The 24,879-nt window shown below is 67.8% G+C and carries 16 protein-coding genes and 2 tRNA genes; 6 read left to right on the plus strand and 12 right to left on the minus strand.

Translation table 11 applies throughout. The annotated features are described in order from the left end of the window. Positions 1-108: 108 nt before the first annotated feature. The 10 genes from ACR65K_RS19150 to ACR65K_RS19195 form a co-directional block, all read right to left on the minus strand. Entirely contained in the window at positions 109-954 is an 846-nt protein-coding gene (locus ACR65K_RS19150; protein WP_440154554.1) for an aldo/keto reductase, read from the minus strand. A 117-nt stretch (positions 955-1,071) separates the two neighbouring features. Then, on the minus strand, positions 1,072-1,515 hold the full coding sequence (locus ACR65K_RS19155; RefSeq protein WP_056330214.1) for a hypothetical protein: 444 nt from the start codon (positions 1,513-1,515) through the stop codon (positions 1,072-1,074). A 7-nt stretch (positions 1,516-1,522) separates the two neighbouring features. After that, entirely contained in the window at positions 1,523-2,149 is a 627-nt protein-coding gene (locus ACR65K_RS19160) for a bacterial proteasome activator family protein (RefSeq protein WP_440154555.1), read from the minus strand. A gap of 79 nt (positions 2,150-2,228) precedes the next feature. Then, complete coding sequence (locus ACR65K_RS19165; RefSeq protein WP_440154556.1) at positions 2,229-2,432, minus strand: YbdD/YjiX family protein; 204 nt, start codon at positions 2,430-2,432, stop codon at positions 2,229-2,231. Beyond that, the gene (locus ACR65K_RS19170) at positions 2,432-4,729 is read right to left on the minus strand and encodes a carbon starvation CstA family protein (protein WP_440154557.1); all 2,298 of its coding nucleotides are present in this window, start codon (positions 4,727-4,729) and stop codon (positions 2,432-2,434) included. The genes ACR65K_RS19165 and ACR65K_RS19170 overlap by 1 nt, the downstream gene beginning before the upstream one ends. A gap of 224 nt (positions 4,730-4,953) precedes the next feature. Then, positions 4,954-5,238, minus strand: coding sequence for a DUF1540 domain-containing protein (locus ACR65K_RS19175; protein ID WP_307091964.1), 285 nt, complete (start codon positions 5,236-5,238; stop codon positions 4,954-4,956). A gap of 93 nt (positions 5,239-5,331) precedes the next feature. Beyond that, positions 5,332-8,196 (minus strand): FtsX-like permease family protein, encoded by a 2,865-nt coding sequence (locus ACR65K_RS19180; protein ID WP_440154558.1) that lies wholly within the window; start codon positions 8,194-8,196, stop codon positions 5,332-5,334. Beyond that, complete coding sequence (locus tag ACR65K_RS19185) at positions 8,196-8,933, minus strand: ABC transporter ATP-binding protein (RefSeq protein ID WP_440154559.1); 738 nt, start codon at positions 8,931-8,933, stop codon at positions 8,196-8,198. The genes ACR65K_RS19180 and ACR65K_RS19185 overlap by 1 nt, the downstream gene beginning before the upstream one ends. Next, the gene (locus ACR65K_RS19190) at positions 8,930-9,535 is read right to left on the minus strand and encodes a PadR family transcriptional regulator (RefSeq protein WP_440154560.1); all 606 of its coding nucleotides are present in this window, start codon (positions 9,533-9,535) and stop codon (positions 8,930-8,932) included. The genes ACR65K_RS19185 and ACR65K_RS19190 overlap by 4 nt, the downstream gene beginning before the upstream one ends. A 119-nt stretch (positions 9,536-9,654) precedes the next feature. Further along, complete coding sequence (locus ACR65K_RS19195) at positions 9,655-10,638, minus strand: NAD(P)H-quinone oxidoreductase (RefSeq protein ID WP_440154561.1); 984 nt, start codon at positions 10,636-10,638, stop codon at positions 9,655-9,657. Between the two features lie 108 nt (positions 10,639-10,746). On the opposite strand from ACR65K_RS19195, the gene ACR65K_RS19200 reads away from it, so the two are divergent. Both ACR65K_RS19200 and ACR65K_RS19205 read left to right on the plus strand, forming a co-directional pair. Next, positions 10,747-10,834, plus strand: a tRNA-Ser gene (locus ACR65K_RS19200). A 418-nt stretch (positions 10,835-11,252) separates the two neighbouring features. Then, positions 11,253-15,782: an ExeM/NucH family extracellular endonuclease gene (locus tag ACR65K_RS19205; RefSeq protein ID WP_440154562.1), complete on the plus strand. Its 4,530-nt coding sequence runs from the start codon at positions 11,253-11,255 to the stop codon at positions 15,780-15,782. Positions 15,783-15,924: 142 nt separating this feature from the next. Here the strand turns inward: ACR65K_RS19205 and ACR65K_RS19210 are convergent, their stop codons facing one another. Continuing rightward, positions 15,925-17,853, minus strand: coding sequence for an FAD/NAD(P)-binding protein (locus ACR65K_RS19210; RefSeq protein WP_440154563.1), 1,929 nt, complete (start codon positions 17,851-17,853; stop codon positions 15,925-15,927). Positions 17,854-17,937: 84 nt separating this feature from the next. Between ACR65K_RS19210 and ACR65K_RS19215 the strand changes: the two genes are divergently transcribed. The 4 genes from ACR65K_RS19215 (at position 17,938) to ACR65K_RS19230 (ending at position 22,615) form a co-directional block, all read left to right on the plus strand. After that, the gene (locus ACR65K_RS19215) at positions 17,938-20,196 is read left to right on the plus strand and encodes a prolyl oligopeptidase family serine peptidase (RefSeq protein ID WP_440154564.1); all 2,259 of its coding nucleotides are present in this window, start codon (positions 17,938-17,940) and stop codon (positions 20,194-20,196) included. Between the two features lie 5 nt (positions 20,197-20,201). Continuing rightward, positions 20,202-20,732 carry a GNAT family N-acetyltransferase gene (locus tag ACR65K_RS19220; RefSeq protein ID WP_440154565.1) on the plus strand — a complete coding sequence of 177 codons (531 nt, stop codon included), beginning with the start codon at positions 20,202-20,204 and terminating at the stop codon, positions 20,730-20,732. Positions 20,733-20,831: 99 nt separating this feature from the next. Beyond that, positions 20,832-20,920 (plus strand) — tRNA-Ser (locus tag ACR65K_RS19225). Positions 20,921-21,133: 213 nt separating this feature from the next. Further along, the gene (locus ACR65K_RS19230; protein WP_440154566.1) at positions 21,134-22,615 is read left to right on the plus strand and encodes an MFS transporter; all 1,482 of its coding nucleotides are present in this window, start codon (positions 21,134-21,136) and stop codon (positions 22,613-22,615) included. Here ACR65K_RS19230 and ACR65K_RS19235 read toward each other — a convergent pair. Beyond that, positions 22,539-24,743, minus strand: coding sequence for a RecQ family ATP-dependent DNA helicase (locus ACR65K_RS19235; protein WP_440154567.1), 2,205 nt, complete (start codon positions 24,741-24,743; stop codon positions 22,539-22,541). The genes ACR65K_RS19230 and ACR65K_RS19235 overlap by 77 nt on opposite strands. Positions 24,744-24,879 lie beyond the last annotated feature (136 nt).

A 24,879-nucleotide genomic window follows, 5' to 3' on the forward strand; every position in this document is an offset into this window, starting at 1 on the left:
CATCGACGTTAAAGGCGTCAGCCCGCGCTGCCTGGCGGTTGCCGGCAGCGCGGGCTGACGCTGGTTTGGCGGATTCCCGGGCTGTTGGGCCGGTGCCGCCGTCGCGGGTTACGCGAAGTCGGAGACCGCGGGATCGGGTCCAATGCGGCCCTCGCCGCTGGCGGTCCGGTCCAGGTTGTTGATGGCTTCGACGTCCTCAGCGTCCAGGGATACCTCAAGTGCCGCGAAGTTCTCCTTGATGCGGGACTCGGTGACGGACTTGGGGATGACCACGTTGCCGATGGCGAGGTGCCATGCGATGACCACCTGGGCAGGGGTGGCCTGGTGCTTCGCAGCGATCGAGGCGACAACAGGGTCCTCCAGCAGTTCCCCGCCCTGGCCCAGCGGGGACCAGGCCTGGGTCAGGATGCCCTTTTCGGCTCCAAAGTCCCGCAGTTCACGCTGGTTGAAGTAGGGGTGCAGCTCGATCTGGTGGATGGCCGGAACCACTCCGGTTTCGTCGATCAGGCGCTGCAGGCCCTCGGCGGTGAAGTTGGAAACACCAATGGACCTGACCCGGCCGCGCTTCTGGAGCTCGATCAGGGCCTTCCAGGTGTCAACGTACTTGTCCTGCTTGGGCTGCATCCAGTGGATCAGGTAAAGATCAAGCGTTTCGAGGCCAAGCCGGTCCATGGATTCCTCGAAAGCGGCGAGGGTGGACTCATACCCCTGGTCCGCGTTCCACAGCTTGGTGGTGATGAAGATCTGTTCCGGTGACAGGCCGGAGCTGGCGATGGCGCGGCCCACGCCTGCCTCGTTGCCGTAAATCTTCGCAGTGTCGATGTGGCGGAAGCCGGCTTCGAACGCCTGGCGGACAACCTTTTCAGCCACGTCGTCCTCAACCTGCCACACACCGTAGCCGAGCTGGGGGATCGTGTTTCCGTCGTTGAAAGTCAAGGTAGGTGAAGAAGTCATTCCTTCATCCTGCCAAACGTCCCCCGCGCCACGCCCCCGATTGGGTCAATGTAAGCCACCCGCTTAACCGCAATATTCTCCTGCCCAAGCGGGAATATTTTCGTGCCGCCGGCCCAGCTAGTCCCCGCGAAGCCGCCTCTCGGCGTCGTCCACCTGCTGGAAGACGGCGTCAGCCCGGCGCCGCACGGACGCGGCACCAACCGGCACCGGGCCCACGGCGAGCCGAAGCATGGCCGCCGCTTCGGCGGTGGTGGCCAGCGAATTGCCGGCCTTGGACAGGGACCTGTGCACGTCCGCCAGGCCTGCCGGTATGTCCAGGCCCTCGCTGGGCGCACGCCGCTGCGCCTCCATGCACACCGCCCGGACGCGCTGCAGGACGGCAGCCAGTTCGTTGGCGATCTCAAGAAGTTCGCCGTACAGCTGGTCGTCTTCCACGCCCTCGAGCACCTGGTGGAAGCGGTCAAGTCCCCGTTGGAAGCGGTCGTGCGCGCGGCGCCACAGCCCCTTGCCCAATTCCGCGTCATCTTTGCGCCCCTGCCGGGCGGCGCTGAAAAGGCCCAAGCGGAACCTACAGGTACTGCCCGGGACCGTGGTCCGGGTCTTCACGCTGGCCGGGCCGCGCCTGCGGACCGGGGCGTGCCCCGGCCGGGGCACGCTGCGGCTCACCGTTTTCACCAATGACGACGCCGGGGGCAATCATGGTGCCCGGCGGCAACTGGCGCAGCTGCAGCTGCGCTGCGGCGTGTTCGCGGGCGGCGTTCTGTGCGGCGATGGCGGTCTGGATCCCGTGGAACAGGCCCTCCAGCCAGCCCACCAGCTGGGCCTGGGCGATCCGGAGCTCGGCATCGGAGGGAGTGGCCTCATCGGAGAACGGCAGGTTGATCCTGTCCAGTTCCGCCACGAGCTCGGGCGCAAGCCCGTCCTCCAGCTCCTTGATGGAGCGGGCATGGATGGCCGCCAGCCTGCCCCTCGCAGCGTCGTCCAGCGGCGCGGACTTCACCTCTTCAAGCAGCTGCCGGATCATGGTGCCGATCCGCATCACCTTGGCCGGCTCGTCCACCAGGTCCTGCAGGCTGCTGCCCCGGGGCTTGCCGTCCGCGGCGGACGGAACCTGTACCGGGTCTTGGGCGTCGTCAACGGGAGTGCCTTCTACCGGGAGGTCCTCAGGTGCCTGAGTGTCATTGGGATCGCTCATGCGTTCATACTCTCACGGCCCATCCGCCAGGGGCCCACCCATGAAGGCCTGTGGCGGGCTTGTCCGCTGCCGGCTCAAATCAGCAGCACCTCCCCTGCGGGTTGGTGTCCTGGCGGTCCGTGCGGTCCCGCCAGAACTCGCGTTCGGTGAGGGGCGGTTCCTGGTGCCCGGCCGCCCTGTGGTGTTCCAGGTACTTGGCATAGGCGTCCGCGCCCATGACTCCGCCCAGGTAGCGGGCGAAGCCGCGGAATCCATTGGCCACCAGGGCCATACCGGTGCTCATCAGTGCCCGGCCCGTTCAAGCCGTACGTCTGCGGGCACCCTGTCCCACTCGGCTGCCAGTTCCCGTTCAGCCGTCGTCGGCACCAGCCCGGCGGGGGCGAAGACCCGGGAGGGAACTGCCGGGTCCTCGTTGTCCGTGGTGGCTCTCCCGGCCGCCTTGTCACGGAACGCCTTGACGGTGGCGAGCACCGCCGTCGCGATCACGATGATGGTGAGCACCACGAAGATCACGGACAGCCAGCCCTGGATGGCGGTGTTGCGGACCACGGCTTCCATGGCGGCCACGGTCTTGGCGGTGCCGAACTCCTTCTTGCCGTCGGCCAGCGCCTTGCTGAAGGCGGCGTTGTTGGCGAAGTACCCCACGGCGGGGACGGGCGAGAAGATCTTCTGGAAGCTGGCAGTGATGGTGACCACGGCGGCGAAGGTCAGCGGCAGGGCAACGACCCACAGGTACTTGAAGGTGCCGCGCTTGGCCACGATCGCCAGGCATACAGCCAGCGCGATGGCGGCCAGCAGCTGGTTGGCTATACCGAACAGCGGGAACAGGGTATTGATGCCGCCCAGTGGATCGGTCACGCCCATCAGCAGCACGGCACCCCAGGCAGCCACCATGATGGCCGTGCAGAGCCAGGCTCCCGGGCGCCAGGAGGCTTCCTTGAACTTGGGGACGAAGTTGCCGATGGAGTCCTGCAGCATGAAACGGGCAACGCGCGTGCCGGCGTCCACGGCGGTGAGGATGAAGAGTGCCTCGAACATGATGGCGAAGTGGTACCAGAACGCCATCATGGCCGTCCCGCCGATGAACTGCTGCATGATGTGCGCCAGCCCCACGGCCAGCGTGGGCGCACCGCCGGTGCGGGAGACGATGCTCTGCTCGCCTACGTTGGCGGCGGTTTCACTCAGGAGACCGGGGCTGATGTTGACGCCGCTCAGGCCCAGGCTGTTGACCCAGGTTGCTGCCGTTTCCACGGTCCCGCCCGTAAGGGCTGCGGGGGCGTTCATGGCGAAGTAGAGGCCTCGGTCGATCGAGATGGCTGCCACCAGGGCCATGATGGCGACGAAGGACTCCATCAGCATGCCGCCGTAGCCGATGTACCGGGTCTGCCGTTCCTTCTCCACCAGCTTGGGGGTGGTGCCGGAGGAAATCAGGGCGTGGAAACCGGACAGCGCACCGCAGGCGATGGTGACGAACAGGAAGGGGAACAGGGCACCGGACAACACCGGTCCGTTCTCGCGGCTGGCGAATTCACTGAAGGCCGGGACGCTGACTTCGGGCCGGACCACGATGATGGCCAGCGCGAGCATCACGATGACGCCGATCTTCATGAAGGTGGAGAGGTAGTCGCGCGGGGCCAGCAGCAGCCACACGGGCAGGACCGCTGCGATGAAGCCGTAAATAAGGAGGCCCCAGGCAATGGTCACCTTGTCCAGGTGGAACACGGTGGCACCCCATTCGGTCTGCGCCACCAGGCCGCCGCCGATGATGGCCGCCATGAGGAGGACGAAGCCGATGATCGAGACTTCCATGACCTTGCCGGGGCGCAGGTAGCGGAGGTAGACGCCCATGAACAGGGCGATGGGGATGGTCATGCCCACGGAGAACACGCCCCACGGGCTTTCACCCAGGGCATTGACGACGACGAGCGCCAGGATGGCCACGATGATCACCATGATCAGCAGGGTGGCGATGAGGGCGGCAGTGCCGCCGATGACGCCGAGTTCCTCGCGGGCCATCTGGCCGAGGGACCGGCCGCCGCGGCGCATGGAGAAGAACATGACCAGGTAGTCCTGGACGGCGCCGGCGAGGACGACGCCGAGGATGATCCAGATGGTGCCGGGGAGATACCCCATCTGGGCAGCGATGATCGGGCCAACCAGGGGGCCCGCGCCGGCGATGGCGGCGAAGTGGTGGCCGAAGAGGACGTTGCGGTCCGTGCGGACGTAGTCCTTGCCGTCGGCCTTGTATTCGGCAGGGGTGGCGCGGCGGTCGTCAGGCCTGGTGATGTAGCGCTCAATCACCTTGGAGTAGAAGCGGTACCCGATCAAGTAGGTGCACACGGAGGCAAAGACGAACCAGATGGCATTGACGGTTTCCCCGCGGACGATCGCCAGCATGAACCAGGCGACGCCACCCAGGAGGGCTATTGCTGCCCAGAGGGCGATCTTGGCCGGCGTCCACCTCCGCTCCTCGGCCTCAAGCCGTGCCTTGTCCACAGCGGGCGGGGGAAGATCCGGGTCCGTCGCCAGTCCGCCCTCCGCCCGGGATCCGTTCTTCCGCTGGTCAGGCACTCCGGCCATGTCTCCTCCTTGAGAGATTTCCCACTTTTGCTACTGGGAACCCTACCAAGGGGTAACATGCCGGGAACGCCCGACGGCGGCGCGGCGCCGGGCTGTGCGGCGAGCGGCGGTGAGCCGGCGCCGAATGAGCAGGATCACGTGGACGACGGCGGGCGGCGGCACGGCGAAGGCCCCTGTCCAGGATTCCGGGCGGGAGCCTTCGCGAGTGTCAGGGGCAGGGTTAGTCAGGCGTGGGCGTAGGTGAGGCAGTCGGCGTTGTCAGCGCCGGGGCCCACGTGCACTTCGGCGGCGTTGCACATCAGGTGGTCGTTGTGGACGCACTCGGCGCGCTGGCATGCGCCGACGTCAGCCAGTACCTTGGGCAGGCCGCCGTGGATGCCGGTCTCGATGAAGGTGGCGCAGGATGCATGGTCCTGGGTTCCGCCAACAGTGATGGCGTGCGCGGTGCAGCCTTCGTGGTCGTTGAACGAACAACGGGTGACACTGCAGTCTGCAACATGTGTTGTCATGACGTTCCTCCGTAAGTTCCGCCGCCCGGCGGGCGGCTCCCGGAACCCACCGTAGGCCCGATGACAGCGATCAAAAAGACCCAATTGTGTGTCCTAATGCCGCTGGATCCACGCGCGCCGCTGCAGCGCCAGCCCGGGGCGGGTAAAAACCCAGGCGAGCGCGGCCGCCGTCAAAGGCACTGCCGCAACGAGTGCGGACAATTGCAGCCAGGGAACCTCAAGGGCTGTCCGCATGTCCGTGGACAGGACCAGCAGGACCGCGGGTACCGATCCCGCCAGCGTTCCCAGGACGGCTCCGACCCCGCTGGTGAACAGTCCCTGCGACCCGGCAAGCGCCTTGCGCAGCCGCGGCGAGGCACCAACGCCGGCCAGGACCGCATGGTCCTTCCGGGCATCCGCCATCGACAGCCCAGTGGTAATGCCAGCCGCGTTGAAGGTGATGAGGGCAGCCGCGGCCACGATGGACCAGGTGATCCACTGGCTTGCCTGCGAGATGCCCGCTTCCGGCTGGAAAGGCAGGCCGGGCTGCCCGTAGACAGCGGCGGCCGCAGCTGAGGCTGCATCCGCCGCAGCCTCGGAGGGGTAGGTCGAAAGCTGTACGAGCACTCCGGTGGGGGCCGCGTGGAGGTCCAGGCGTTCCGCGGTTTCAGGGGAGACCACGCCGTAGTAGGGCACGGGGACAGCCGGTTCCAGCACTGCCGCTGCAAGGGAGTCGCTCCTGACGGTTGCGTGGACGGTGCCAGGCCCCGAAGCCGCCGGCTCGTGGGTCCGCACATCCTTCCCCTCCAGCAGCACCCTTCCGTCACTGACGTAGACCGGGTTGGTCACCACCATCCCGCCGGCGTTCAGCACCGCAAGGGCCCGCGGGGTGGCGCTGCGGCCCAGGGCCGCCCGGATGTCCTCCTCACCGCCCACCAGGATGGCTGCCCCGGACGGTTGTTCGTTGACCAGGGAGCCGTGGCACCGCCAGTCGCCCGGGTCCAGCAGCCTGCCCTTGGGCGTCCTGGGGCACTGGTTGGCTGCAGGTTTGGCCAATGAGTACAACAGACAGTTGGAGGTTGCCGTCCGGGCGGGCACTGCGAGGTCGCTGGGACCGTCGGGGCAGTTGCGCAGGCTCTCAGGCGCGGTGATGACCTGTGACGATTCAACAGTGCCCAGGGCATCTGCCACTGCAGAGGAGAGCTCGTGGCCGTCCACCCGGACGGACGGCTGCCTGCTGCCATCGGCTGATGCGGGCGGGTCCACGACCAGCGGCAGGTACGCCTGGTTTTGCAGGGCACCCCAATAATGGGACTCCCGCAGCCCCGCCTGTTGGCTGGCGGAAAGAACCAGGGCCGCGCTTGCCAGGGTGGCGGCGGCGAGTACCGCGGCGACGGCGGGAACGCTGCGCCCGCGGTTCCGCGCCGAATCCCGGGCCGCCATCCGAAGGGGCAGCGGCATCCACCGGATGCGGGAGGTCAAGCGGAGGACCAGCCAGCCGGTCAGCAGCACCAGGCCGGCTACCGCCAGCACGGCGCCGAGGATGAGCAGTGTGACCACCAGCGGCAGCTGCTCCGCCTGCCGGTCCGGATCGTTGGTGGACCGCCCCAAAACCCAGCCGGCCGCCAACAGCCCGGCGGCAAGCACCACCGTACCGGCGCCGGCCACGCTTGCCCGCCGGCTCTTCTCCGCGGGTGCACGCCCGGCTTTCAGGGCACCCAGCACTGCCTGCCGGGACACCTGGCGTGCAGGCACCATGGCGGCGATGGCGCAGGATGCCAGGCCCATGGCCATGGCTGCGGCTGTCAGGAGGAAATCCGGATGCAGTCCCGGCAGCCGGGCGGATCCGTTCGCCCGCACCACGTGGACGACGACGGCAGCAGCTCCCAGCCCCACCGCGGCTCCCGCGGCAACGGCAAGGCCGCCAAGCCAGAGTCCACCGGCGGTGACAACAGCGCGGATGGTGGCGGCTTCCGCGCCCGAGGACGCCAGCAGTGCCAGCTCACGCACCTGCTGCTTGGCGCCGACGGCGAAGGCAGCACCGGCCAGCAGGCCCACCTCCAGCAGCGCGAGTGCACCGATCATCCCTAAGCTGGCGTAGAGTGCCACCGCTTCCGTCGAATCATCCCGTGGAATTGAACCGGCGACGGTCCGTTCCTCACGGGACGGCGGGTTCAGCACCACGCTGCGGGACAGCACGCCCACGCCTTTACTGTTGGCTTCCCTGACCTGCGGCCAGGTGACCGGGTCCGGGCCCACCAGGTAGTAGGACACGGACTGGCGGGTCAGCGGCCCCTGGACCACGTCAGCGGGCACTTGGCCTGCCCGCAGGTACAGGATGCTGTTGCCGTCTGAAACGCCGGCGTCGCGGATGGTGCCCACCGGGACGAAGGTGCCTGCCGACGTCGTAAATTCCTGCCCGAAGGTGAGGTTGAAACGCGTCATCAGCCCGGGCGAAGCAAGCACTTCTGTCCTGCCGCTCGAGGCACGCCCGGCCAGGAGGCTGAATTTACCGGTGAACGCCGGATTGAGTGCATCCACTTCGCGGCCCTGCAGTGAAACAAGGGCTTCCCCCACGCCGGTGGTCAGCTGGAGCAGGCGCTGCGGCAGGACGTCGTAGCCTGGCGGGATGGCGTCGAATGGGTCCGTTCGCTGGAAATCAGGGTCGAACCGGCCAGGACTGGAGGCGACCACGCCGTCATTGAGCGGGTCCTGGAGCGAGTCCGCACTGGGCACCGGCAGGACGGTGAACCTCGCCTGGGTGTTGCCCAGTTCGTAGCTGACGATCTCCTCCGGCGTCCGCTGGGAGCTCTGGTACAGGGTGGCGGCGCCCGTCATCCCGGCCACCGGCAACATGATGAGCAGGATGATGAGAAGGGACCGCCCCTTGTGGCGGGCGATGTCCCGGCGCGCCTGCCGCAGGGCAACCCGATGACTGCTCCGGCGGCTTAAGGGCGCCGGAGCAAGGTCCATCGGCATCAGATCCCGGCCTGGCTGAGGAGCATGGCGGGATCGTGCATGGCGGCGGCCTGGTCAATGATCCGCCCATCCCGAAGGAAGACCACCCTGTCGGCCCAGGCTGCGTGCCTTGGCTCGTGGGTTACCAGCATGACGGCTGCACCGGCGTCGGCCCGGCCCCGCAAGACCTCCATGACCCCCAGGCCGGTGGTGGAATCCAGGGCACCGGTGGGCTCATCGGCCAGGATCAGGCGCCTCTTGCCCACGATGGCCCGGGCAATGGCCACGCGCTGCTGCTGGCCGCCGGACATCTGGTCCATGAACCGGTCTGCCAGTTCCAGGATTCCTACCTGCCGGAGCGCATCGGCCGCCTGCCGGTGGGCCTTTCGGCCGGACGTTCCGTCCAGTTCCAGCGGCAGTGCAACGTTTTCCGCCGCTGTCAGCGTGGGGACCAGGTTGAAGTCTTGGAAGAGGTAGCCCACCGCGCGGCGGCGCAGGCGGGCCAGTTCGTTGAGGCCCAGCCCTGCCAACGGCGTGGACTCCACATAGACCGCGCCCGACGTCGGCCGGTCCAGTCCGCCGGCCAGGGCAAGCAGGGAGGACTTGCCGGAGCCGGACGGGCCCATGACAGCGACAAACTCCCCTGCTGAAATGGTGAGGTCAACATCGCGTAGCGCGGCGACCGCCGTCGCGCCTTCCCCAAATGTCCTGCCCACCCTGGCGAGCTCAAGGACCTGCTGAGGCCCCTGCACGCTCACCGTCGGCTGTCCGCGTTGAGCGGGGCGCCTTCTCTGGCCCCGTTGGACAGTTTCCGCTCTCCACCCGCTGTGCCGGCCTGGGCCTGCTGGACCATCCTGGCCTCGCAGAGGTCCAGCCAGCGCACTTCCGCTTCGGTCTGGAAGATCAGCGAATCAAGGACCAGCAGCCAGGCGGTGTCCGTGGCCCGCTGGTTTGCGGCTGTATCGCGGCGCGCCTTGGTGTAGTCCTGCAGTGCCCTGATCGATGCCACCCGTTGGGCCTGGATGATGGCCTGGACATCAACCCCGGGCAGGGTGACGGCGAGCGCGAGCTTGATGGCCAGCTCGTTTCGCGGCGGGTTGTTCCGCTCCACGGGGGCGGCAAACCAGTTCCGGACCTCTGCCTTGCCGGCCGGGGTGATGCTGTAGACCACGTGGCCTTCGCCGTCGTCGCCCTCCTTGGCCACCAGGGCGTCGCGCTCCAGCCGGTCCAGGGTGGTGTACACCTGCCCGATGTTCAGGGGCCATGTGGCCCCGGTTCGGTTCTCAAACTCGGCCCGCAGCTGGTAGCCGTAGCGCGGCTGGTCCTGCAGCAGGGCGAGGAGGCTGTGGCGAATGGACATGATGCTCCCCCGGGTTGTCTTACCGGTATGCACGGACCCCCAAGACCCGTGCATACCGCGTATAGGAAGCCTAACGCCGAAGGGGCGTTGCTGCAATACCGGGTATGTATCGCGGGGTGCTACATGACCAGAAGGACTTTGCCCACATGGTCGCCGCTGTCGAAGTAGCGGTGCGCCGCAGCCACTTGGTCCAGCGGGAACGTCTTGGCCACCAGCGGGCGGATCCTGCCATCGGCCACCAGCGGCCAGACCGCGTCCCGGACGGCAGTCATGATGGCGCCCTTTTCCGACACCGGCCGGGGCCGCAGGGCGGTGGCCACCACGGCAGCGCGCTTCTTCAGCAACAGGCCCAGGTCCAGCTCACCTTTGGTGCCGCCCTGCAGGCCGATCACCACGAGGCGCCCGTAGTCGGCCAGGGCGTCCACGTTCTGCTGCAGGTACTTGGCACCCACGACGTCCAGGATGACATCCGCCCCCTTGCCGTCGTTCTGCCGGCGGAGGCTCTCCGGGAAGTCCTCCTCGGCGTAATTGATGGCGATGTCCGCGCCAAGGAAGGCCTTGGCCGTACTGACCTTTTCCTCCGTACCAGCCGTGGTGGCCACCTTGGCGCCGAAGGCCTTGGCAAGCTGGATGGCCATGGTGCCGATCCCGCCGGTGGCCCCATGGATGAGGACAGTCTCCCCCGGCTGCAGCTGCGCCGTCATGATGAGGTTCGAGTAGACCGTTGCCGCCACCTCCGGCAGCGACGCCGCAGTGACCAGGTCAACCCCTTCCGGCACCCGCAGGACCTGTTCGGCCGGAACCGCCACCTGCTGGGCGTAGCCGCCGCCGGCCAGCAGGGCCACCACCTTGTCCCCCAGGGAGAAGGGCTTGCTGACGCCCGGCCCAAAACCGGCGATACGGCCCGATACTTCCAGCCCCGGCACCTCGGAGGCGCCCGGCGGCGGCGGATAAAAACCCCTGCGCTGCTGGACATCGGCACGGTTCAGGCCTGCGGCCACCACGTCAATGAGCACTTCGCCCTGGCCGGGCACCGGGGCATCCACGTCCCGGACTTCCAGCACCTCCGGGCCGCCCGGTTCCGATATGTAGACGGCTTTCATGGACCTCTCCCGTTCCTGACTCAAATCCTGGCTGCAACCAGTGTGCACCGGTCACCATCCCCGGCCTGTTTTGTTGCAGGCAAGTGCCTATGAAACACTACTAGCTGAGGAAGGTTGTCCGAGCGGCCGAAGGAGCTGGTCTTGAAAACCAGTGTGCGGTAACCCCGTACCAAGAGTTCGAATCTCTTACCTTCCGCAGAAGAAACCCCTGGCAGCCGGCAACGGCGGCCAGGGGTTTCCTGCTTTAACTTTCCCGGGCCGGCCTGTTGCAGGCACGTAAATTCTTTGGATTAACCCGCCGCCAAACCCGGGACCGAAAGCTACCCGCGGGTATCGTTTGTGATTGCCGGCACACTTGGCTGTTGCCGGTGCCATCACTCCCGCCAACAGCACCTCCGGTTGGGGCCAGGCAGGTCCGGGCCGGAGAACGGGGCGCTCCGCTGGGGAACGTCCCGCCGAATGCACGCTCCATCCACCCTGCGTTCATTCAGTGCTGTTGTCATGTGCCGGACACCCACTTGACCAGGAGCAGGATCCGGCCCCCAGTCCGAATGGTACAAGCGGACGCACCCCACCGGGTCCCCACCGGGACACCTCAATGAAAGTAAGAGCGGATGCATCAATCACTTTGGAAGTCAGCGCTGGGCACAGCGTTGTCAGCGGGGCTCATCGCAGCCCCGCTGGCAGCTGTCCCGGCGGCCGCGGAGGTCTCAGCCGCGGCCGGCACCTCCCCCGTTGTCATCAACGAGGCCTACCTCAGCGGCGGCAGCACCGGCGCCGCGTACAGGAACAAATTCGTGGAGCTCTACAACAGCTCCGACGCCCCCGTTTCCCTGGACGGCTGGTCCGTGCAGTACCGCTCCGGTACCGGCACCGGGGCCCCAACGGGCGTGGCCGCCCTGTCCGGTTCGATTCCTGCCAAGGGCTACTACCTGGTGCAGGGCGGCAGCAACGGAACCAACGGCGCGGACCTGCCCGCACCTGACCTCGTTGCCGGCGCGCTGAACTTCAGCGGCAGCAACGGCACCATCGTGCTCGCCAAGCAGCCCGCCGCCGTCGCCCTCCCCACGGGGTCGGTGCTGGAAACGGCGGGCGTGGCCGACCTCCTGGGCTACGGCACCTCCAACACCTTCGAGACCCAGGCTGCTGCGGCACCTGCCGGAAACACCGATGTGAAGAGCCTCAACCGGGCAGCCGGGGCGGACAGCAACAGCAACGCCGCGGACTTCACGCTTTTGGGCGCCATTACGCCAACGCCGTCGGGCGGCGCCGTTCCCGCTCCGGACCCCACCCCATCGCCCTCGCCGGATCCCGTTGCCAGGACCATCGCGGAAATCCAGGGCACCGGGACGGAAAGTCCCCTGGCCGGGGCCACCGTCACCACCACGGGCAAAGTCACCGCGGCCTTCCCCACGGGCGGCCTCAACGGCTACTACCTCCAGACCCCCGGCACGGGCGGTGACCTGACGGCCACCAACCACTCCGCCTCCGACGGCATCTTCGTCTACTCCCCGGCCACGGTAGCCTCGGTGCAGGCGGGTGATTATGTCCAGGTGACCGGCACGGTGGCCGAGTACTACGGCATGACCCAACTCAACGTCACAACCGCAACCGGGCTCGCCAAGCTCAGCCATGCCGCTCCCGAGGTCAAGCCCACCGTCTTCACCCTCCCCGCCACCGAGACCTTCCGTGAATCCCTGGAAGGCATGCTGCTGGCACCCCAGGGGCCCATGACGGTGAGCGACAACTACAGCCTGAACCAGTATGGCGAGATCGGCTTGGCCGGCGGGACCACTCCCCTGGTGCAGCCCACCGCCGTGGCGCCTTATGGCTCGGCAGTGTACGCGGCCGTCGTCGCGGACAATGCTGCCCGGGGCATCAAGCTCGACGACGGCTCAAGCACCAACTTCCTGAAGGATGCCGCCACCAAGGCCGAGGTACTGCCGTACCTCACCACCACGGACCCTGTCCGGGTGGGCTCGCCGGCCACCTTCACCACCAACGTGGTGCTGGGCTACGCCAACAACTCCTGGAAGCTCCAGCCGCTGACGCACCTCACCGCGGCCAACAAGGCCACGGTCCAGCCGGCCGGCTTCGGAGCCACCCGCACCGAAGCCCCCGCACCAGTGGGCGGCAACCTGAAGATCGCGTCCTTCAACGTCCTGAATTACTTCCCCACCACGGGCGATACATTGTCCGGGTGCACGTTCTACGAGGACCGCGGCGGCAACCCCATCACGGTCCGCGGCGGCTGCGATGCCCGCGGCGCCGCCAACGCGGAGAACCTCCAGCGCCAGCAGGACAAGATCGTCTCCGCCATCACCAAGTCCGGCGCGGACGTCGTGACGCTGATGGAGGTCGAGAACTCCGCCCAGTTCGGCAAGAACCGGGACGACGCCCTGGCCAGGCTCGTGGAGGCCCTGAACATCCCCACCCCCGGTATCTGGGACTACGTCCGCACTCCCGCGAACGCACCGCCGCTGGCTGACGAGGACATGATCCGGACCGCGTTCATCTACAAAAAGGCCGTAGCCGAACCTGTAGGTGAATCCATCATCCACAACGACACCGTGGCCTTCGCCAGCGCCCGCAAACCACTGGCCCAGGTGTTCAAGCCCGTCGGTGCCCCTGATGACAAAAAGTTCATCGCCATCGCCAACCACTTCAAGTCCAAGGGCTCGGCTGCAACCCCGGACGACACCGACAAGGGCCAGGGCGCCTCAAACCTTGCCCGCACTGCCCAGGCGCAGTCCCTGCTTGCCTTCTCCGACGAGCTGCAGAAGTCCGAGGGCACCGACAAGGTGTTCCTGGCCGGGGACTTCAACTCCTACGGCAAAGAAGACCCGATCAATGTCCTGACCGCCGCGGGCTATGTCAACCAGGACGACAAGGCCCGCAACCCCGACGGATCAGCCAAGCACTCCTACCTGTTCGGCGGCCTGGTGGGGTCCCTGGACCACATCCTGGCCTCCCCCGCCGCCAACGCGGTGGTCACCGGAGCCGACATCTGGAACATCAACTCCGTGGAATCCGTGGCGCTGGAATACAGCCGCTACAACAACAACATCACCAACTACTACGCCCTGGACCAGTTCCGTGCCAGCGACCACGACCCCGTGGTGGTCGGCCTGAACCTGCCGTCCACACCTGCCACCGTTGACCTCAATCTCCTGGCCATCAACGACTTCCACGGCAGGATCGACACCAACACGGTCCAGTTCGCCGGCACCATCGAGAAGCTGCGGGCCGCGGCCGCCCCCGGTGCCACCGCGTTCCTCTCCGCCGGGGACAACATCGGCGCTTCCCTGTTCGCCTCGGCAGTTGCCAAGGACCAGCCCACCATTGACGTGCTGAATGCCCTGGAACTGAAGGCGTCTGCCGTGGGCAACCACGAGTTCGACGGCGGCTGGGCGGACCTGCGCGACCGCGTCATCGCGGGCGGCACCAACGCCAAGTTCCCTTACCTGGGTGCGAACGTCTACAAAAAGGGCACCACCGACCCCGTACTCCCCGAGTACATGGTGCTGGACCTGAACGGCATCAAGGTGGCCGTCATCGGCACCGTCACGCAGGAGGTCCCGTCCCTGGTGACGCCGGCCGGCATCGCGGACCTCGACTTCGGGGACCCGGTGGATGCCATCAACCGGGTGGCCGCAAAGATCACGGCGGACAAGCTGGCCGACGTCATCATCGTGGAGGACCACGACGGCGCCGGCTCCGGCGTGGTGGAAGGCGCCACACTGGAGCAGGAAGTGGCAGCCGGCGGCCCGTTCGCGAAGCTGGTCACCGAGGCGTCTCCCGAGGTGGATGCGATCTTCACCGGTCACACGCACAAGGAATACGCGTGGGACGCACCCGTTCCCGGCGCAGCGGGCAAGACCCGGCCGATCGTCCAGACGGGAAACTACGGCGAGAACGTGGGCCAGATCCAGCTGACCGTGGACACCGCCAGCAAGGAGGTGACGGCCTACAAGGCCGGAAACGTCAAGCGCACCACTGACGCCGCCGCCGGCTTGGTGGCTGCCTACCCGCGCGTCGCCGCCGTCGACGCCATCGTCAAGAAGGCCCTGGCGGACGCGGCCGCGGTGGGCAACCAGCCCATTGGCTCGGTCACCAAGGACATCACCACGGCCTTCACCGCCGATGCCGCCGGCACCGCCAAGCGCGATGACCGCGGCAGCGAATCCACCCTGGGCAACCTGGTGGCCGACTCCCTTCTCTCTTCCCTGCAGCCGGCTGAGCTCGGCGGTGCGGAAATCGGCGTCGTCAATCCCGGCGGCCTCCGCAATGAGCTGTACTACGCACCGGACGGCACCATCACGTACGCCGAGGCCAATGCGGTGCTGCCGTTCGTAAACAATCTATGGACCACGTCCCTGACCGGGGCGCAGTTCAAGACGCTGCTGGAGCAGCAGTGGCAGACCAACCCGGACGGCACGGTTCCCAGCCGCGCCTATCTGCAGCTGGGCCTGTCGAAGAACGTGAACTACACCTATGACGCCGCCCGCGCAGCCGGAGACCGCATCACCTCGGTTCGCGTGAACGGTGAACTGCTGGACCCGGCCAGGTCCTACCGGGTAGGCACGTTCAGCTTCCTGGCAACCGGCGGAGACAACTTCCGGATCTTCACGGAGGGTACCAACACCCGCGATTCCGGGCTGGTGGACCGGGACGCGTGGATGGGGTACCTCCAGAAGAGCAGCCCCGTTTCCCCGGACTTCGCCCGCCGCTCCGTGGCAGTCACCAACACCACCGCCGCTGGCGTCAAGCCCGGCGAGCCGGTCACGGCGGCCGTGTCCAAACTGGACCTGACGTCCCTGGGCAGCCCGGTGAACACGGCGCTGGAGGCCTCGTTCACCGATGCCGCCGGCACTGTGACCCAGTTGGGCACCGTTCCGGTCGCCTCCGGCGCGGCCACGGTGAACCTGGCGGTCCCGGCCGGGACAGCGGAGGGCGCGGCCACACTGGTGCTCACCGCCGTCGAGTCCGGCACGGTGGTGAAGGTCGCCGTCCTGGTGGGAGCCGATACGCCGGCGCAGCCGGTCTGTGTTCCGCCGGTCAAGCCCACCCGCCCCGCTGACGTCAGGGGCCAGGCGAACTACGGGCACGCCATGGCCGCCTACCGCGCCTGCCTGCGTGGCTGACGGAAAAGGCACCCCGTCGGCGCTGTCAGGCGGCCGCGTAACAGCAGCGCCCGCTCGCCATTGGTGAGCGGGCGCTGCCGTTTTACCGGTCAAAGGTGAGCGGGCGTTTGGAGAATCATTGCCAAAGGTGAGCGGGCGTGGGTCAGCTGCGGAGGATGGCCGCCGCGATCTCGTCGGCATCCCGGAGGGTCCGCTGGCCGCTGCGGTAGGCGGGGCTGCCGGGCTGGAGGGCCTCGGCGGCGATGGCGGTGCCCCACTGGGTGGAGGACAACTGGAGGCCCAGCACGTACAGGTTTTCCGTCACCGACCCGTTGGCGGCAACCGGGCGGTACGGGTGGGGCTCCACGTCCAGGCCGGTGGACTCGACCGGAGCACCCTCGGCGGCCATCATGAGCCTGGGCCGCACCAGGCCATCGGACAGCAACTGTTCCAGGACGGGCGAATCGTTGGCCGACACCCGGTTGCCAGGGGCAAGGGCCTCCACCATCGTCCGTGCCATGACCGGGGGACCCGCAACCCACGGCGAGGAAGCAGTGAACATCGCGGACTTCCGGTCCACGCCGAATTTGGGGTCCGGTCCAACAAAGCTGACCACACCGGCCCTTGCCAGTGCGGCAAGCTGTTCGGCGCGCAGCGCCGGGGGGCCGCTGGCGAGGCCCTCCACGAAGGACTCAAACCAGCCACGCAGCCCGGCGACCCAGGACTCGTCGGTGATGCCGCCGTCGGCCACTGCCGTTTTGAGGACGGCACGCCCGTGGTGCAGCGCGGCAATGGCCATTTTGACGGGGTCGTCCTCGCCGAGGGCTGAACGGCGCGCATCGTCCAGCAGGAACTCCACCACCGCGGCATCATGCTCGCCGCGGGACGCGAACGAGCGGCCGGCCAGCGGGGCCGCCAGGCCTGGCAAATCCAGCCGGTGCCGTGGACCGACGTGGATGGCCAGGACGCTCTCCACGTTGTCTTCCCACTTAACGGCGCTGTGCGCGTGCGGCTGCAGGGCTTCCTCGAGCGCTGCGAGGAAGGCCTTCGCGTCGGAGACCGCGGCCGGCTGCGAGCGCACAAGCGTTGAATAGTAGGCCCAGAGGGCGTCGCGGTGCAGGAGCGGCCACAGGTCGTGGTCGAACGAGGGCCGGATTCCCGCCTTCGCCAGCCGTTCCAGGGCAGCCTCCGTGAGGTACCGGAGGGTGACGGACGCGGCGTAGTAGCCGTTGAGGGCTGCTTTGGCGCGGTAGGGGGTCCCACGCCGGGAGGCAGCAATGATCCGGGGCTCCTGGCCGGACGGTTCATACTCAAGCCGGCTGCCGGTGGACACGAATTTCCCGCCGCGGCCTTCGGTGAGCTGCCCCATCGTGTCGAAGAAGTTCAGGCCCATGCCGCGAACCAGGACGGGCTCGCCCGCGGGGATCCGGGACCAGTCCACGTCTGCGGGCGCGGCAGGGGGAAAGTACTGCAGACCCAGCTGCACAGCTGCGGCCTGGAGCTCGCGCTGTTCCGGGTTCAGCCGGGACGGGATGTGCCCCAGGGCCAGCACCACGGCGTTGGCGCGAAGCGTCGCTCCGGTGGCCAGGCCGACGTCGAACCTTCCGTCCCCCACCGGACGCACCGCCACGGCCGAGGTTTGGTGGAAGTCCACCGTGACGCCCTCGGGTGCGTTGCCCAGCAGTTCCTCCAGGGTGCACTGAAGGTAGCGTCCGTACAGAGCGCGGCTGGGAAAGTCGTTCGACTCAAGCACCGCCAGTTCCGCCCGTTCCTCGACGGTCAGGACCGGCAGCGGGTCCCGCTGCTGCTGCGCCCGCCACTGGTCGAACGTGCCGCCCGCAACCGGGGCTGGCAGCGACGGGTCCTGCGGGATCAGGGTGGGGTAGAACGACTGGGTGTTCATCAGGAACAGCCGGGACTGCCCGGGCTGCCACACGTGCCCGGGGCCAGCCGGGTAAGGGTCAACCACATCAATGTGCAGCCGCACGGGCGTGCCCGCTGCGTTGGTGTGGGCGAGCAGCCGCTCCAGCACGCTGGTGCCACGGGGGCCGCCGCCGATGATGACGGCCCGGTTGCTCTGCGATAATTCCACGGCATCCAGCGTACGGGCTGGAAGCGGAGTATGCCGCGGCCGCTTGACTTGCCAGCCTTGGGGGATGTTGTTTGGATGGGCCCCATGACCACCACAGCAGCTGATCAAGCATCCCTTCCCGGTCCCGGCCAGGACACCCCCGGCACCGCACCGCAGGGAACGGCACCGGTGCCCGTCGACGAAAATGTGTGGCTGGAGGACATCTACGGCGAGGAACAGCTGGCCTGGGTCCGGGAGCAGAATTCCCGGACCGAGGACCTGCTGGAGGACGCCGGCTACGCCGAACTGGAGAACAGCATCCTGGAGGTCCTGGACTCCACGGACCGGATCGCCATGGTGGGCAAGCGTGGCGACTGGTACTACAACTTCTGGAAGGACAGCCGGAACCCCAAGGGCCTCTGGCGGCGCACCACCTGGGAGAGCTACCTCACCGATTCCCCGGAATGGGACGTCCTGCTGGACGTTGACGAACTGTCCCGGGCCGAAGGCGAAGAGTGGGTGTTCCACGGGGCCACGTTCCTGCGCCCGGCGGCCGGCCAGCCCTACCGCCTGGCACTGCTTGCGCTCTCCCCCGACGGCGGCGACGCGAACCGCTACCGTGAGTTCGACGTCGAGGCGCGCGGCTTCGTTGATCCCGCCCGGGGCGGGTTCGACCTGCCCACCGCGAAGGGCAATGTGTCATGGCTGGACGCCGATACGCTCCTGGTTTCCTCCACCGCAGAGGGCCTGCCCAGGACCGCATCCTCCTATGCCCGCACCGCGGTGACCCTCGAGCGCGGTGATTCCCTGGCCGCGGCCCCGCGCCTGTTCGAGGTGCCGGAGGACCACATGATGGCCTTTGCGGCGCACGATTCCACGCCCGGATTTGAGCGCACCTTCGCCGTGGACTACATCGATTTCTTTAATCGGACCAACTTCGTGCTGCGGGACGGGGACTGGGTGCAGATTGACGTTCCCACCGACGTCAACATCAGCGCGCACCGGGAGTGGCTGCTCTTCCGCCCGCAGCAGGACTGGGACCTGGACGGCACCACCTACCCGTCAGGATCGCTCCTCGCCGCCAACTTCGAGGACTACCTGGCCGGCAGCCGGCAGCCCACCGTGCTGTTCACTCCGGATGACCACACGTCGCTGCAGTCCTGGAGCTGGACCCGGAACTTCCTGCTGCTCAACCTGCTCAGGGACGTTTCCTCGGAAATCCGGGTGCTGGACCCGTCCCGGCCCACCGGCAGCGTGGACGGCGGCTGGACGGCAACCCTCCTTGATGCCTGCCCGCCGCTGCATGACGTGAACGCGTACGCCGTGGACGACGAGGACGAGGGACCGGCGGACGGCGGCGCCGGCGACGACTTCTGGCTCGTCGCCACCGGCTTCACCACCCCCACCACCCTCATGCGCGGCACCTTGGAAAGGGCCGGGAACGGACATGACGACGGCGGGACGTCCGGCGTGGTGAGCCGGCACGCCACCATCAAGGCGTCGCCGTCGTTCTTTGCCGACGGCGACTATGAGGTGGAGCAGCACTTCGCCGTGTCCGACGACGGCACCCGGGTCCCGTACTTCCAGATAGCTCCGCGCGGGCTGGCTTTGGACGGGCAGAACCCCACCCAGCTGTCCGGCTACGGCGGGTTTGAGGTTTCCCGGACGCCCGCCTACAGCGGCACGGTGGGCCGGGCATGGCTGGAGCGGCGGACCACGCTGTCGGACGCAAGCGACGGGAAGGCGCCGCACTCCCGCGGCGGTGTGTATGTGGTGGCAAACATCCGCGGCGGCGGCGAGTACGGGCCGGCGTGGCACCGGGCCGCGCTGAAGGAAAACCGGCACCGTGCGTACGAGGACTTCGCGGCCGTGGCCCGCGACCTCATCTCGCGCGGCGTCACATCTCCCCGGCGGCTGGGCTGCGTGGGCGGCTCCAACGGCGGGCTGCTGGTGGGAAACATGCTCACCCGTTACCCCGAACTGTTCCGGGCCGTATCCTGTGGAGTGCCGCTGCTGGACATGCGCCGCTACACCAAGCTCTCCGCCGGGCATTCCTGGATTGCGGAGTACGGGGACCCGGACGTCCCCGAACAGTGGGAGTACATCAGGACCTTCTCGCCCTACCACCTGCTCAAGGATGCGGTGGAGTACCCGGAGACCTTCATCTGGACGGCAACATCGGACGACCGCGTCGGCCCGGTGCAGGCGCGCAAGATGGCGGCCCGGATGCTGGCCATGGGCATTCCCAAGGTGTGGTTCCACGAAGCGTTGGAAGGCGGCCATGCCGGCGCCTCGGACAACCGCCAGGCCGCCGCGCTGCAGGCCCGCAGCCAGCACTTCCTGTGGAAGGCGCTGGCAGGCTGACGGCCATGGAGTCCGCTCCGGCCGTCCGCAGGGCCGGCGCCAGGGACATCGAACAGCTGGCACAGGTGCATGTCCACTGCTGGCAGGAAACATACCGGGGAATGCTGTCCGATGCTTTCCTCGCTGCCGTGGATCCGGCAGACAGGCTGCGGCTCTGGCGGCACCTGCTGGACCGGCCGGAACCTGCCGAGGTTTGGGTGGCGCGCGACGGCGGGATGGTAGTTGGGTTCGCGGGTGTACGGTTCCTGCCGGCTCCCGGTTCCCCCGAAGGCCACCCGCCGCCGTCCTCGGGTGATCTGGAACTGTGGGGGTTGTACCTGCTGGCTTCGCACCAGGGCCTTGGGCTGGGCCGGCGCCTGCTCACGGCAGCCCTGGGCACCAAGGCGGCGAGTCTGTGGGTGGCCGCCGGGAACGGCCGCGCCATCGGCTTTTACCGCCGGTTCGGCTTTGAACCCGACGGCGCCCGGGACATCCTGCCGGACTGGGAGGACCTGCCGGAGATCCGCATGGTCCGCCCCGTGCAGCGTTTCCCGTAGGCGCCCTGGGCCGCGGCCGGCTGGCCGGGGCTTTGGGAGTGACCGTTTTGCACTGCATGGCCGGATCTGCGTATCCTTGGTGGGCTAGGAATAGCAATTGGAGACGTGCCAGAGCGGCCGAATGGACTTCACTGCTAATGAAGGGTCGGGGTTAAACTCGACCGGGGGTTCAAATCCCCCCGTCTCCGCGTTTGGCCCCGGTCCACTGGACCGGGGCCTTTTGCGTTTCCCGGCGCCCCGCAACCTGCCATAAGCCCGTTCGCGTATCAGAGCGTTATGGGTTCGGATGCGCGGACAAGCTTCTGAAACCGGGGCGTGGCTTTCGGCCTACGCCTGGAACGCGCTGTCCGCAAAGCGGACGGGGAAGGCGCCTGCCTCTGCCGCGATGGCAGGATGGGCGCATGGCGGCACGCAGCAACTCACACCAAACGGACGTCGCCCGGGCGGCATGGAACCCACGCCTGGCACTTCTGGTGGCGGCCACGTTCTTCATGGAATTCCTGGACGGCACGGTCCTCACCACGGCCATCCCCAGCATTTCGGCAGATTTGGCCGTTCCCGCCGCCGACGTCAACATCACCATGACCGCGTACCTGTTGACCGTAGCCGTCGGCATTCCCATCAGCGGCTGGCTGGCGGAGCGGTTCGGCGCCAGGCGGATCTTCTGCGCGGCCATCGCCGTCTTCACGCTTGCTTCCCTGGCCTGCGCCCTTAGCCAGGACCTGGCCACGCTGACCCTGAGCCGCGTCGCCCAGGGCGTTGGCGGGGCCATGATGGTTCCGGTGGGGACCCTGGTGGTCCTGCGGGGAACCCCGAAATCCGAGTTGTTGCGTGCCACCGCATTCCTTGTGTGGCCCGGACTCCTTGCGCCGGTCCTGGCACCGCTGGTGGGCGGGGCGCTCACCACGTACCTTTCCTGGCACTGGATCTTCCTGGTGAACATCCCCCTGGGTGCCGCCGCGTTTCTCGCCGCCCTGCGCCTGGTTCCGGTAGCACCCGGGGATTCCGGCCGGCGGCTTGACTGGCCCGGGATGGTCCTGACTACCGTGGGGGTGGGCGCGCTGGTGGCCGGCCTGGAACTCGCCAGCAGCCACCCGGACCTCCCCTGGGCCGGAATCAGTGCCGCTGCCGGCCTTGCGGCACTGGCCGGAGCCGTGCTGTGGATGCGGCGGACGCCCCATCCACTGTTCAACCTGCAGGTCTTCCGCACCCGGACCTTCCGGGCGATGGCCACGGGCGGGTTCGTGTACCGGGTCACCATCAGCTCGGTCCCGTTCCTGCTTCCGCTGATGCTCCAGACCGGGTTCGGCTGGTCCCCGCTGCATGCCGGCGCCCTGGTGGCAGCCGTGTTCATCGGGAACATCGGGATCAAACCGGCCACCACCCCGCTGATCCGGAAGTTCGGTTTCAAAGCGATGCTGGTGTTCGCCTCGCTGGGGTCCGCCGTCACCTTCGCTCTCTGCGCCCTCCTCACACCGGAGACCCCTGAGGCGTTGATGGTTGTGCTGCTGGTATGCAGCGGCGCCTTCCGCTCCATCGGCTTCTCGGCTTATGCCTCCGTGCAGTACGCCGACATCCCGCCGGCACAGCTGACCTCCGCCAACACTGTTTCCGCCACGCTGGTACAACTCGGCACGGGCTCGGGTATCGCGGTGGCAGCCCTGCTCATCCGGACCTTCGACGGGCTGGCGTTTGGACCGCAGGATCCGTCAGGGCCCTTCCGCGGCGCGTTCGTGGCCATGGCCGTCCTGATGCTGGCCAGCACCGCGGACAGCCTCCTGCTCCCCCGCCATGCAGGGGCCGCCGTCAGCCGGCCTGGGCCAGAACCAGGGGAAGCACCGCTCCCGCCCCGGCAATCCGAAGGGCGCGCCCCGCGACGGTAAGGGTCCACCGGCTGTCGGCCAGATCATCAATCAGCATGACCGTCTGGCCCTGGACGGACTGCAGGGCGGCTTCAAGCTCCGGTCCCACCACCAGCCGGTCCCATACCCCCGCCAGCCGGTAGGCGCTGTTTCCGCCGCGGCCGCCGGTGGGGCCGCCATGTGCCGGTTGCAGCTCTCCGAGGTAGGGGATCCGCCCGATTTCTGAAATCCCCCTTGCCAGCGAACCCACCAGCTGCGGTTTGCTGCGGGACGGCACACCCACGATGGCTGCCGGCCTGCCCGCGCCGCTCCACCCCGGGTTCCGGCCATCACCGGTTCCCCATTCGCGCAGGACCTGCACGCATGCCTGGAGCATCCTGGGGTCCACCGCCCGGTCCTCCGCGCCGGCGGCAAACAGCTCCCGCAAGGCGCCGCCCCACCCGAGGTCCGTCAGCCGGGCCAGGACGCGCCCCTCCGAAAGGCCTTCTCCCGGCTTGAGTTTTCCTTTCACCGGCACTCCCAGCCGGTCCATGCCGCTGGGCCACTGAAGCCGCGGTTCAAGGACACCGCCGGCCCGGCTCAGGGTCTGGCTGGCTGCCGCTGTGGCATCGGCTGCCACCTCCGCCGGGAACCAGCGGCCCGCGCAGTTGTCGCACCGCCCGCACGGCCGGGCCGTCTCATCATCCAGGACCGAGGTGATGTACTCCATCCGGCAGCCTGCGGTGTCCTGGTAGATCACCATGGAGTCCTGCTCGTCCACCCGCGCCTCGGCAATCCGGCGGTAGCGTTCGGCGTCGTAAACCCACGGCTGGCCGGTGGACCGCCAGCCACCGCCGACCCGTTCCACTGCGCCGTCCACCGACAACACCTTCAGCAGGAGCTCCAGCGGGGTGCGGCGAAGGTCCACCCTTGCTTCCAGCGCCACCGTGGACAGGGCAGCTCCAGCCTCGGCCAAAGCAGTCAGCACCGCCCCGGCCTTTTCCTCCGAGGGCATCGACGCGGTGGCGAAATACTGCCAGATCTCCCGGTCCTCCGCGCCGGGGAGCAGGAGGACGTCTGCGTTGGCAGCACCACGGCCGGCACGCCCCACCTGCTGGTAGTAAGCCACGGGCGAGGATGGCGCCCCGAGGTGGACCACGAAACCAAGATCGGGCTTGTCGAAGCCCATTCCCAGGGCGGACGTGGCCACGAGCGCCTTGACCTGGTTGTCCTTCAGCAGCTGCTCGGCCCGCTCACGGTCTGCCGGATCGGTCCGTCCGGTGTAGGCCAGCACATTATGTCCCGCCTCCGACAACAGGCGGGCGGTGTCCTCGGCCGCGGAAACGGTAAGGGTGTAGATAATTCCGCTGCCCGGCAGATCCGCCAGGTGGGTCAAGAGCCAGCCCAGCCGCTCTTTGGAGTCGGGGAGCGACAGGACACCAAGCCGCAGCGAGTCGCGGCCCAGCGAACCGCGGATGGTCAGGACCCCGGCGCCGAGCTGCTCTTCGATATCGTGCACCACGCGCGAGTTGGCTGTGGCGGTGGTGGCCAGGACCGGGACCGAATCCGGCAGCCGTGTAATGAGGTCCGCGATCCGCCGGTAGTCGGGGCGGAAGTCGTGGCCCCAGTCGGAAATACAGTGGGCTTCATCGATGACCAGCAGGCCGGTCCGCCGGATCAATTCGGGCAGCTGGGTTTCCCGGAACGCGGGATTGGTCAGCCGTTCCGGGGAAACCAGGAGCACGTCCACCTCATCGGCGGCCAGCTGTTCACGGACGCTGTCCCACTCCAGCTGGTTGGCGGAGTTGATGGCCACGGCGCGAACCCCGGCACGCGCGGCAGCTGCCACCTGGTCCCGCATCAGGGCGAGCAGCGGCGAGACGATCAGCGTGGGCCCGGCACCCCGCCGGCGCAGCAGCAGTGATGCCACAAAGTAGACGGCCGACTTGCCCCAGCCGGTGCGCTGGACCACCAAAGCCCGCCGCCCGCCGTCGACCAATGCCTCGATAGCCTCAAACTGCCCCTCGTGGAAGACCGCGTCCAGGTGCCCCACCAGGCCGCGCAGGACCTCAAGCGCTTCGGCGTGGGTGGCGGTTCCGGGTGCGCCGGGACCTGTCGGGTCTGCAACGGCGGTAGTGGAAACGGTGGACGTGTACTGGTTATCGGCCATTGATTCAGTATCCCAGCACCCTCCGACACCCTGCACAGCCGCAGGCTGCTATGTGGAAAGCGGGCGCAAGGGCATACCTGTTACGAAAGACCCCCCCAACCACATTGGCCGCGCGCGCTGCCCACGTAAGATAAAG

This window comes from Arthrobacter sp. SAFR-179 (assembly GCF_059414945.1).